This is a genomic window from Bacteroidia bacterium, assembly GCA_025056095.1.
GTDB lineage: Bacteria > Bacteroidota > Bacteroidia > JANWVE01 > JANWVE01 > JANWVE01.
In genome coordinates this window covers 1-12,137 of the sequence record JANWVW010000074.1, presented here as the reverse complement: position 1 = coordinate 12,137, position 12,137 = coordinate 1, and the positions used below count along the sequence as shown (strand labels likewise).

Annotated in this window: 10 protein-coding genes; 5 read left to right on the top strand and 5 right to left on the bottom strand. The window is 37.2% G+C overall.

The features are described from left to right. The first annotated feature begins 266 nt into the window (after positions 1-266). The 3 genes from NZ519_07165 (at position 267) to NZ519_07155 (ending at position 2,860) form a co-directional block, all read left to right on the top strand. Complete coding sequence (locus NZ519_07165; GenBank protein ID MCS7028533.1) at positions 267-854, top strand: ATP-dependent Clp protease proteolytic subunit; 588 nt, start codon at positions 267-269, stop codon at positions 852-854. Positions 855-927: 73 nt separating this feature from the next. Further along, entirely contained in the window at positions 928-1,389 is a 462-nt protein-coding gene (gene bcp / locus NZ519_07160) for a thioredoxin-dependent thiol peroxidase (GenBank protein MCS7028532.1), read from the top strand. Between the two features lie 4 nt (positions 1,390-1,393). Continuing rightward, positions 1,394-2,860, top strand: coding sequence for a hypothetical protein (locus tag NZ519_07155; protein ID MCS7028531.1), 1,467 nt, complete (start codon positions 1,394-1,396; stop codon positions 2,858-2,860). Between the two features lie 7 nt (positions 2,861-2,867). Here the strand turns inward: NZ519_07155 and NZ519_07150 are convergent, their stop codons facing one another. The 5 genes from NZ519_07150 to NZ519_07130 form a co-directional block, all read right to left on the bottom strand. Further along, a complete protein-coding gene (locus NZ519_07150; GenBank protein MCS7028530.1) occupies positions 2,868-3,557 on the bottom strand; it encodes a hypothetical protein in 690 nt (229 codons plus the stop codon). Between the two features lie 40 nt (positions 3,558-3,597). Then, positions 3,598-4,371, bottom strand: coding sequence for a TerC family protein (locus NZ519_07145; protein ID MCS7028529.1), 774 nt, complete (start codon positions 4,369-4,371; stop codon positions 3,598-3,600). Positions 4,372-4,382: 11 nt separating this feature from the next. Beyond that, entirely contained in the window at positions 4,383-5,594 is a 1,212-nt protein-coding gene (locus NZ519_07140) for a pyridoxal phosphate-dependent aminotransferase (protein MCS7028528.1), read from the bottom strand. Positions 5,595-5,604: 10 nt separating this feature from the next. Next, positions 5,605-6,984 (bottom strand): ATP-dependent protease ATPase subunit HslU, encoded by a 1,380-nt coding sequence (gene hslU, locus NZ519_07135; GenBank protein MCS7028527.1) that lies wholly within the window; start codon positions 6,982-6,984, stop codon positions 5,605-5,607. Between the two features lie 92 nt (positions 6,985-7,076). Continuing rightward, positions 7,077-9,101, bottom strand: a complete 2,025-nt coding sequence (locus NZ519_07130) for a transpeptidase family protein (GenBank protein ID MCS7028526.1) — start codon at positions 9,099-9,101, stop codon at positions 7,077-7,079. Positions 9,102-9,259: 158 nt separating this feature from the next. Between NZ519_07130 and purL the strand changes: the two genes are divergently transcribed. Continuing rightward, positions 9,260-11,488, top strand: coding sequence for a phosphoribosylformylglycinamidine synthase subunit PurL (purL, locus tag NZ519_07125; GenBank protein ID MCS7028525.1), 2,229 nt, complete (start codon positions 9,260-9,262; stop codon positions 11,486-11,488). 50 nt (positions 11,489-11,538) lie between these two features. Continuing rightward, a complete protein-coding gene (locus NZ519_07120; GenBank protein ID MCS7028524.1) occupies positions 11,539-12,045 on the top strand; it encodes an acyl-CoA thioesterase in 507 nt (168 codons plus the stop codon). The last annotated feature ends 92 nt before the right edge of the window (positions 12,046-12,137 follow it).

Genomic DNA, 12,137 nt, shown 5'->3' with positions numbered 1-12,137 from the left:
ACCCCCCCCCCCCCCCCACGCCGACCTTGCCCACACAAGCGCAAGCGAAGTGTGGGCAAGGGCACGCCCAAAAAAATAGACAACATAATCCACAAATTAGAAAGGTTTTTTTAGTTTTTTAGGTTAACTTTTTATATTGCAATTCGAATTTAAGAACTATGTACGATTTTAATGACTTTCGCAAATTCGCAATATACCACAGGGGTATGAGCTCTTTGGTCTTTGACCAAATGTTTTCTATGGCAAGAAGTCCTTTTGTTGCAGATATTGCCCCCTATGTAATTGAGGAAGGCAAAGGAAGCCATAACATTTATTCTCTATTGCTCAAAGAGCGAATCATTTTCATGACATATCCGATAGATGACTATGTGGCTTCGGGTATTCAAGCTCAACTTCTATGGCTACAAAGCCAAGAACCTGACCGCGATATCTCTATGTATATTAACAGCCCAGGGGGTTCTGTTTCCGCAGGATTGGGCATCTACGACACTATGCAATTTATTACTCCTGACGTAAGCACAATATGCATCGGCATGGCTGCATCTATGGGCGCAGTACTCTTAGCCGCAGGTGCCCCAGGCAAACGATACGCCCTGCCCAATAGCCGAGTAATGATACATCAGCCCCTCGGCGGCGCAAGCGGACAAGCTTCAGATATAGAAATCACAGCCCGAGAAATTAACAAAGTCAAAAGAAATTTGTACGAAATATTAGTCCATCATACAGGCAAAGAATACGCACAAATAGAAAAAGACGCCGATAGAGATTATTGGATGACTGCCCCTGAAGCCAAAGAATACGGAATAATTGACAAAGTAATTACCTACAACAAAGAAAAACAAAAAAATTCATAATCAACTTACACAGCATCCTTGCTCAATGGCAAGGATGCTTTTTTATTGAAAAGGTTGTATTATCTTTGCCCTCATGGGCTTGAACATAGGCGATATTGCACCCGATTTTAGTGCAAAAGACCAAAACGGAACCCTATTAAAATTATCTGACTTCAAAGGTAAAACAGTTATTCTGTACTTTTATCCCAAAGATGACACACCCGGCTGTACCAAAGAAGCCTGCAATTTTAGAGATAACTATTCCACTCTATTGCAAAAAGGTATGGTCGTATTGGGCGTAAGTGCAGATGACGAACAGAGCCATAAAAAATTCGCTGATAAATTTAACCTACCTTTTCCTCTGATAGCAGACACAGAAAAAAACATTATCCACGCTTATGGCGTATGGGGCGAAAAAAATATGTATGGCAAAAAAAGCATGGGAATTATACGTACTACATTCATCATAGACCCAGAAGGCAAAATTCAAGATATAATCAAAAAAGTGGATACAGAAAAGGCTACTGAACAAATTTTGAAAAGGTTAGAAAAATAATTGTGTGAACACACCCTCAATTCCTAAAATATGGCTTTTGGTAGCCGTATGGGTAGTTTCTGTAGGTCTTCGTATTCCTTTTCTGAATAGACCTTTATCCATACACCATGAATGGATGTTAGCCCACCTGCTCATTACGCTAGAAATATGGGAAAGCAAGAGTATTTCTGCATCTAAGTACGCACTGATATATACTTACCCGTATGATAAAACAAATGCTCATTTGGATTTTATAGGCGGAATAAAAGACAAAGAGGGGAATTATTACTATGTCTCCTATCCACCTTTTGCTTTTTATGCTGCGTATATTTTTTGTAAGGTATTTTTTTTACCTATTGCGCCGCTAAGTATACAACTTTTCAACCTGATATGGCACTTTGTCTGCGCTTTTTTTTGGTACAAGATTTTGAGAATTGTCTTTAATTCAGAAAAGTGGGCTTTTTGGGGGTATGTACTATACTTATTCTTACCGTTCAATTTGTGGTATCATGGGAATACATACTTCGTAGACATTTTTGTACAAGGTCTGTGGGCAGGATACCTTTACTTTTGGCTGATGCTTTACCTTGAAAAAAGAACAATTCGTAATTATTTAGGCTTGTTCATTTTTTCACTTCTTTTGATGTACACAGAATGGATAGCGGTTTTTATCGGAATAGCTACCTTGATAGTTGGAATACTGATAGTAGTAAAAAAACGTAGTTTTCTTCACCTTTTACCTGTGTGTGTAGCAGGCACAGGAATGTTGATAGGATTAGCTTTAACGCTCTATCAATACGCACATATTCAAGACTGGCAAACTCTAAAACAAACTTTATTCAACAAATACGAATTCAGAAGTGGCAAGAAAGAGCTACAAGAACAAAATACGAGTTTGTATTGGTTTATGCTCATTTATCATTATATAAAAGGCTATGCGCCGTTGTTAGTTTTGATGGCTATTGGTATTTTTTATCTACTTCGAAAACATTACAGAAAAAATTTATGGATAAGCTTTAACAAACTAATATGGCTGATTTTGTTAGGTTTACCTGTCGTTTTACATCATAGTGTTTTGTTTGGTTTTACTTACTTTCATGAATTCTCTGTATTAAAAACAAGCTTTATTTTGATTGCCTTATCGTTATGGTTTATGCGTATGTTAAATTTTAATAAAACAATCTACATTTTGCTGATTTTGATACAAGTAGGTATGTATTACGCTGCTTTTTACCGCTACACTGATGCTTATCAAAAGATAGGTCAAACTATTAAAAAAGAACGCCAAGCTAATGAGTTAGTAGTTTTGGCGGTTACAGAGGACTTTTGGGCAGTACCGCAAATTATGTATTATGCAAAATGTAATTTTTACTATGAAGAAGAGCAATTGCGAAATTTACCTGCTTTTCTAAATAGGTATAACCTTAAAAAATATGTTGTTTTTTACGTTGAAAAGGACCATATTTTATCAATTAAGCATTTTGAACGATGATGAACTTTTATGCTTTCTTTTTTCGCTTGATAGGTGGCTTGCTATAATAAGAAATACCTAATACAGCGTTATACGCCCAATCTTTGATTTCCTTGCGCGGAAAAGCCACATTATAGTACTTGGCATCCATACGAACAAACACATATAAATAATTTCTTTGCGTTTTATCCTGCCAACCTCGCATAAAGGTCAAATGTAAATTGTAGTTATCAAAAATGTAAAAATTAGGCGGGCGGGTAAAAAATATCTGATTATGGTAAGAAATAATAGTATATAAACCTAGACCTGCTTGAAAACAAATAGGATTTTTTCCCCAATAGTCATCAAACGGGTAATAAGTAAGTGTTACCATGGGGCTAAAAATTGTAAAAGAACTACCGACCACACTGGTAGCGGGTAAGGTATCTCGTTTAATAGTAAAATCGTCATAATATTGATTGGTTAAGTTTGCCCCAAAACGTGCATTAAGTTTTTGCATTCCTCTAATAATGGGAATTTGTAGCCAATATTGTCCATTTATGCTTTTACCTGTAATCGTCAATTTTTGATAACTTTGATTATTCAACCATGAATAGCCTACTCCAAAATCAATACCCATGCGCACTCTATTGGAATAGAGTACACTGTCTTTTTGAGCATACAACTCAACATGTAGCAGGATTGTGAGCAGTAGCAAACAAACTTTTGCTTTGTTCATGTAAATATTCAAAAGTACAAAAAACTTTGTGCTTCTCAAATTAAGATTTTGGATTTGGATGTTGAGTATTGGCAATTTTGTTATCAGGTAAGCGGGGCTGGCGTAGCCGCACAGGTGGATTCTTAGATTTCTTTAAGCGCAAGTTCAGGAATTCTACAAATAAAGAAAATATCATGGCTGAATAAACATATCCTTTTTCTAAATGTACCCCCAAACCTTCCACGCTCAAAGTGAAACCAATAAGCAGCAAAAATGCCAAAGATAACATTTTAGTAGAAGGGTGTTTATCTACAAACTTGCCAATTGGTTTAGCAAAGAAAAACATCACTGTTAAAGCCAAAGTAATAGCTACCATCATAATCCACATTTCTTTTACCATGCCTATGGCTGCCAAAACCGAGTCTAGGGAAAATATAAAGTTCATTAAAAATATTACCAAAATAGACTTTCCAGCGGTGGTTATTTTAGTTTTATGCTCTTGATACTCCTCACCTTCTAACTTATGATGAATTTCCCTAACACTGCTAAAAATGAGAAAAAAACCTCCCCCTAGCATAATCAGTTCTTTACTAGAAAATCCATGCCCAAAAATACTAAATACCTCAATCTCTAATTCTTTGAGAAAGCCTATCAAAGAAATCATAATAATGTTCATCACCAGTGAAATGAGAATACCTAAAAAACGGACTTTTCTTTGCTGCTTGGGATTAGGTATTTTGGAAGCAATAATACTAATGAAAATAGCATTGTCTATGCACAACGCTATTTCCATCAAAGTAACGCTAAATAAACTAATAAAATGTTGGGCTATCATTCTGTTTTAGCTTATAAGTTTATAGAGAAAGATTGTTGTAAATACTGTTCTAATCCTTTTTGCAAACAGACCATGGCTTTTTTAAGCTCATTTACTTCTAACACATAGGCAATACGGACTTCACTTTTACCTGCCCCTGGGGTAGCGTAAAAGCCACCTGCGGGAGCAAGCATCACGGTTTCATTATTGTACTCAAAGTTTTCTAATAACCATTGGCAGAAATGTTCACTACTTTCAATAGGGAATTTTGCCATTAAATAGAAAGCTCCACTAGGAACATTATAAATGACATTCGGAATACGAGATAAACCTTCTAAAACTACGTTTCTACGCGCAACATAATCTTGTGTAACAGCATCAAAATAACTTTGGGGAGTATCTACAGCAGCTTCACAGGCTATTTGCTCTAACATAGGCGCACATAAACGCGCTTGCCCCATTTTTAATGCACTTTGGATAATTTCTTTATTTTTACATACCAACGCTCCAATTCTTGCCCCACAGGCACTATACCGTTTAGAAACCGAATCTACTAAAATTGTTCTATCCTCAATCCCGCTTAAATGCATCACGGACACATACGGCTTATCGTCATAGATAAATTCTCTGTACACTTCATCACTAATAAGAAAAAGGTCATATTTGAGTACAAGTTGTTTTAATTGCTCTAGTTCCTCTCGCGTGTAAATGTATCCTGTGGGGTTACCTGGATTTGCAATAAGAATAGCTTTAGTTTTATCAGTAATTCGTTGTTCAAATTCGCTAATAGGTGGCAACTTGAAACCTTCTTCTATCCTAGAAGGCACAGGAACAACCTTGACACCTGCTATCTGAGCAAAAGCATTGTAATTTGTGTAGAAAGGTTCAGGAATAATAATTTCCTCATTTGGATTCATACAAGTGTACATGGCAAAGAATAGTGCTTCCGAACCCCCTACGGTAATAATTATGTCTTCATAGGAAACAAATATATCGTGTTTTTGATAGTATTGAGAAAGCTTTTTGCGGTAGCTTTCCATCCCTGCGGAATGGGTGTATTCTAGCACTTTGAGATTGTGATTTTGAATAGCCTTCCAAAAAGTTTCAGGGGTTTGTACATCGGGCTGACCAATGTTGAGATGATAAACTTTTTTACCCATCTTTTTAGCTTTTTCCGCAAAGGGTACTAGTTTTCGGATGGGTGAAGCAGGTAAAGCTACCGCTCGTTGAGAAATATTTGGCATAAGAGCAAAATTACAAAATATACTGCGATAGATCTTTATTCTGCACAAGATGCTGCAATTTTTGGTGTACTATTTCTTCGGTAATCACAATTTTCTTTTCTGTAATTTGGTCAGGTATTAAGAACAAGTAGTCGTTGAGTAGAGCTGTTAAAATAGTATGTAAGCGCCTTGCACCAATGTTTTCTATTTCATTATTTACCTGATAAGCTATTTTTGCCATAGCTCGTATAGCACCTTCTTCAAATTCTAATTCAAAACCTTCAGCTTCAAAAAGAGCTTTATATTGTTTAGTTAGTGCGTTTTCAGGTTCAGTTAAAATTCTGAAAAAATCCTCTTCAGAAAGCGATTGCAGCTCTACTCTAATAGGAAAGCGCCCTTGAAATTCAGGAATTAAATCACTAGGCTTAGATACATGAAAAGCCCCTGCGGCAATAAACAAAATATGGTCTGTTCTGACATTACCGTATCGAGTGCTAACAGTACTTCCTTCCACAATAGGTAGTAGATCTCTTTGCACTCCTTCACGGGATACATCAGGTCCGCCATTATTAGATTTACCTGCTATTTTATCTACCTCATCAATGAATACAATTCCGCTGGTTTCTACTCTTCGAATAGCTTCGGAAATAACGCTATCCATATCAATCAATTTTTGGGCTTCTTGGTCAGTTAAAATTCTTCTCGCTTCGGCGATAGTTACAGTTCTTTTTTTAGTTCGCTTAGGTGCAATGCTGCTAAGCATTTCTTCAATGTTAGCAGCCATGTCATCTACTCCAATAGGCCCTATTACTTGTGCAGTAGGCTTATGTTCTATTTCTATTTCAATTTTTCTATGGTCTAATTCGCCTTTTTGGAGTTTAGCCCTGATTTTTTCTCGAGTTCGGTGATTTAGCTCTTGCTCGGATATAGCATTTGCATCGGTAATTTCAAGCCCAAACTTTTGTGCGTTTTCCAGTGAGTTTTTCATGGGGGGAAGTAAAATATCCAAAATAATATTTTCTGCTTGTTCTTGGGCTTTTTGTAAAACTTGCTGCTTATGCTGTGCCTTTACCATATTTATGCCCTGCTGTAACAAATCTTTAATCATACTCTCCACATCTCTACCTACGTAACCTACTTCTGTAAACTTAGATGCCTCTACCTTAATAAAAGGCGCTTGGACCAATTTAGCCAACCTACGAGCAATTTCAGTTTTTCCTACTCCCGTAGCACCTATCATCAAAATATTATTCGGCATAATTTCTTCGCGTATGTGCGAAGCAGCTTGCATACGTCGCCAACGATTGCGAAGTGCAATAGCCACAGCTTTCTTTGCTTCCTGCTGACCAATAATGTACTTGTCTAATTCACTTACAATAGCCGAAGGCGTCAGTTTTTGTTCTATATCCATATTTCAATTCAACTACAAAATTGATAAAAAATTTTTGGCAGTAGTTAGATATATGGTGTTTTGATAAGATAAGTATAGACCTTATTTATTACTCACTCACATTTGAGAAGAATTATCATATCATTTTTTACAGGAGTACCTACTTCCAAAGACTGGCTAACTACCTTGCCTTGCCCTTCATAAATAACCTTAACTTTCATATTCTCCAACAAATAAATAGCATCTTTGAGCGTCATACCTTTGAGGTTAGGAATAACCTTGTTGTATATACTAATCTTATCGTTTGAAATTTTAACTGCCTTTTTATCTGGGACTAAACTACTACTTACCCAAGTCCCTGTATCTGTACCTTGATAAGCGATAGAAAGTTCATTATAAACAGTTTTTAAGTCTTTGAAAAAGGCTTTTTTTACTGTGGGCAGTTCTGCACTAATAATGTTTTTTATGTCTTTGAACTCTTGTGCTTTTTGATTCATAGCAAAGAGTTGGTTGGCAATTTGTTGAAATACAGGGGCTGCTACTGCTGCGCCATAGAATCCTTCTTGCGGTTCATCTAAAAGAACGTATATGCTATATAAAGGATTTCGTGCAGGAAAATAACCTACAAAAGAAGCCTCATACGTTTTTTGGTACTGACCGTTGACAACCTTTTGTGCAGTACCTGTTTTACCTGCTATGGCATAGCTAGAGGTGTATATATTTTTAGCCGTACCGCGTTGCACTACACCTTCCAACATTTTTTGAATAATAGATAAACTTTCTTTACTGCAAATAGGTTCTCTTGATACTTGAACAGGATACTTGCGAATAACCTTAGTGTTTTTTCGAATCTCTTCTACAAGCATTGGTTTTACTCTATACCCGCCATTGGCAATAGCATTGTAGAAGGTAAGAATTTGCAAAGGTGTTAGTTTCACATTGTATCCCGTAGATAACCAAGGTAGTGTAGTAGCATTCCATAAGCGTTTATCATCAGGTTTAATGAAATAAGGTGCAGGTTCGCCGAGAATCTCTATACCCGTAGGTTCAGTTAAACCAAAACGCTCTAAATGATTAAAAAATTTAATCGGATTTTTACCATAGTACTTTTGAATCATTCTGGCATGGTAGATATTACTAGATTCCTCAAAAGCTTTTTGTGCTGTAAGTAGATAGTGTGGTTTAGTATCTGTCATAGTACGGTCATAGAATTGCCATTTACCTGAACCTGTTTGTAAAGTTTCTGCACCTGTGATGTACTTATCTTCAATGCAGGCTAGCATACTAGCTAACTTGAAGGTCGATCCTGGTTCTATCGGCTGTGCCAAAGCGTATTGAAATATTTCAGGATAATTTGCTACTGCTCTTAATTTTCCTGTTTTGACTTCCATTACAATGGCTACGCCATATTTCGCTTGTGTATTTTTGACTGCTTGCTTCAAAGCTTGGTAAGTAATATCTTGAATTTGTACGTCTAAGGTAGTAACTACGTCATATCCGTCAATGGCTTCTATTTCTCCTGCTTCTGTTACAGGTTGGAACTCTGTGCCCACTTTTTGCATGATTTTTCTACCTTCTGTACCTGAAAGTTCTTTGTTAAAAGCATATTCTATTCCTGTTCCTATAACTTTATGATTCGTATCGTAATAGATTTGTCCAATAGTTTTTCGAGCAAGGCTATCATACGGATAGGTTCGTAGTTCTTTTTTTTCAAACCGAATACCTGTGGTTGCCGTCTTGTATCTGAAAAAAGGCCATTTTTTAAGGCGTTCTTTTTCGTCAAAAGAAAGTGGGCGCTTGTTTATGATGTAGTAAGCTTTTTTGCTATACCTTGCTTTGAGCAGTTGTTCTCTATATTCTTTTTTAGTAGCATCTCCAAAAAAACGCGATAGGCTATCTGCCAAAGAGTCTAGGCAGTTATGAAAATAGCGCAAACTGTCTTTACCTTTGGGAAAGCGCGTGTCCCAACTAAGCAGAAAATAAGGTGTGCTAATGGCTAAAATAGCATTATTTTGTCCCAATATGTTTCCCCTGCCCGCTTCTATTATCTCCTCTTTTATGATATTTTGAACGGCTTTTTTCTCCCATCTTTCATTGTTAATAAACTGCAAGTTGATAATTTGCACTAGGATAACCACAGCAAACAAACAAACCAAAGCAAAAACCATCTTACTTCTTGCTGTGATTTTTCTAGTTACAGACATAAACCTTTCTGAACTACAAAACTAAGCGATTTTATCTGAAAAATGACCAAAGTTTTAGAAATGCAGTAACTTATTATTTGTATTTTTGTTGCATGGCAACTGCGCATGCGTTACTACCTACGGCGAAAAAATTAGGACTGTTAGAAGAGGAATACTTCAAAATAGTAGAATTTTTAGGTAGAGAACCAAACTTTACAGAGCTTTCTATCTACTCTGTAATGTGGAGTGAACACTGCTCGTACAAAAATTCAATCGTATGGCTCAAAACTTTACCTAAGGAAGGAAAATACGTATTAGCCAAAGCAGGGGAAGAAAATGCAGGTTTAATGGATATCGGCGAAGGATTAGCAGTGGCGTTCAAAATAGAATCACATAACCACCCCTCTGCCATAGAGCCATATCAAGGTGCGGCTACAGGCGTAGGAGGCATACACAGAGATATTTTTACTATGGGAGCAAGACCCATTGCGGCACTCAATTCATTACGTTTTGGCAACCTTTCGCATGCGCGGACCAAGTACCTTGTAAAAGGCGTAGTTAAAGGAATTGGCGACTATGGAAATGCTTTTGGCGTACCTACCGTAGCAGGCGAAACCTTTTTTGACGAGTGCTATAACATGAACCCATTGGTTAATGCTATGTCCGTAGGTATTGTAAAACAAGGAAAGACAGTTTCTTCGGTAGCTAAGGGTGTAGGTAATCCTGTGTTTATTGTAGGTAGTGCAACAGGTAAAGATGGTATTCACGGAGCAACGTTCGCGTCCGAAGATATTACAGAAAAATCCACAGAAAAATTGCCCGCAGTGCAGGTAGGCGACCCATTTGCAGAAAAATTACTTTTAGAGGCTACTTTGGAAGCCATAGAAACAGGAGCTATCGTAGGCATGCAAGATATGGGCGCAGCAGGAATTACTTGCTCTACTTCCGAAATGAGTGCCAAAGGAAACGTAGGTATGCGTATTGATTTAGATAAAGTCCCTACTCGGCAACCCAACATGCAACCCTTTGAAATTTTACTCTCCGAATCCCAAGAACGTATGCTAATTGTAGCAGAAAAAGGTAAAGAACATTTAATACAGGCAGTTTTTGAAAAATGGGATGTACCCTGCGTACAAATAGGCACGGTCACTGATACAGGTTATCTGGAATATTACATGAATGGCGAGTTAGTAGCTCACGTACCTGCTAAATCTTTGGTAGTAGGAGGGGGTGCACCTGTCTACCATAGAAGCTACAAAGAACCTGCTTACATAGAAGAAATTAAAAAATTTAATTCCAATAACATCCCTATACCTAAAAGTATTCAAGAGTTCGTTGAAATTACTCACTTTTTGCTTTCTCATCCAAATATTGCATCTAAGCATTGGATATATGAACAGTACGATAGTATGGTAGGCACAGCTAACATGAGCATTAACGAACCCAGTGATGCGGCTATTATCAAGATAAAAGGTACACAAAAAGCTCTTGCTTTAACTGTAGACTGTAATAGCAGATACGTGCATGCAAATCCTGAAATTGGCTGTGCTATTGCTGTATTAGAAGCGGCACGGAATATCACTTGTAGTGGTGGAATTCCGTTAGGACTAACGAACTGTCTAAACTTTGGAAATCCATACAATGAAGAGGTGTATTGGCAATTTGTGCATAGTATTAAAGGAATGAAATTAGCTTGTGAAGCACTAGGAATTCCTGTAACAGGTGGAAATGTAAGTTTTTACAACCAATCGGTAATAGATAACGTGGCTATACCTGTTTTTCCTACTCCTACAATTGGCATGGTGGGGTTGATTGAAAATTTGCAAAATAATAGAATGTCATTAGGATTTAAGCAAGCGGGACACTTAATTTATATTCTCGGGGATATTACCGAAGACATTGCTTGCAGTGAGTACTTGTATAGTTATCACAAAGTAAAGTATAGTCCTGCGCCCTATCTGAACATAGAAAACGAACTAAAATTACATAAAAATTTACGAGAACTCATACAGCACAAATTACTTCAATCCGCGCATGATGTTTCTGATGGGGGACTTATTACCACTTTATTTGAAAGTGCCTTTGTACATGATATCGGTTTTAGTATTGAAGTTCCTTCGCACATTCGCCCTGATGCCTTTTTATTCGGAGAAGGACAAGGAAGAGTAGTGGTTACTGTTGCAGAAAAAGATAAAGCTGCCTTTGAGCAGCACTGTTACGTTCCCTACTTGTTGATAGGTAAGACTCTTGAAAAATCCGCAGTGGAGGTCAAAAACTATATTCCTTACACACGGTATGACCTATTTAAGCAAAGTTACTATCAAGGTTTTCAAGTAGAATGAAATAAAGATATTTTGACAATTGAATTACACTAAATTTTTACTTTTGCTTCATGAAACCTAAAAAACCAAGTGAAACCGTAGCAGAAATGACCGAGTTAGTTTTGCCAAATGACACGAATACTTTAGGAAATTTAATGGGAGGGCGCTTGATGCACTGGATGGATATTGTTTCTGCCATTTCTGCACAAATGCACTGTAATAGAATTGTCGTTACTGCTGCGGTGGATTTTGTGGATTTTAAGCATCCTATTCGCTTAGGAGAGATTGTAAAGCTAAGGGCGAAAGTAACCCGAGCTTTTAATACTTCAATGGAAGTATATGTAAAAGTAACAGGTAAAAACTTACGCACAGGCGAGGAAAGATTTTGTAATGAAGCGTATTTTACTTTTGTAGCTGTTGACCAGGACGGTTTGCCTATATCTGTTCCACCTATTGAACCTGAAACAGACGAAGAGAAAGCCCAATATGAAGATGCCTTAGCACGGCGAAATATGCGATTGATGCTAGCAGGTAAAATAAAACCTGACCTTAAAATTCTTTCAGACCTACTGACATGAGGTTAAAATTTTATATTTTTTATTTTTTGGGCGTGCCCCTTGCTGACGCAAGGGTCGGGGCATTCCGCACTACGCTTCGCTTCGGTGCTTCG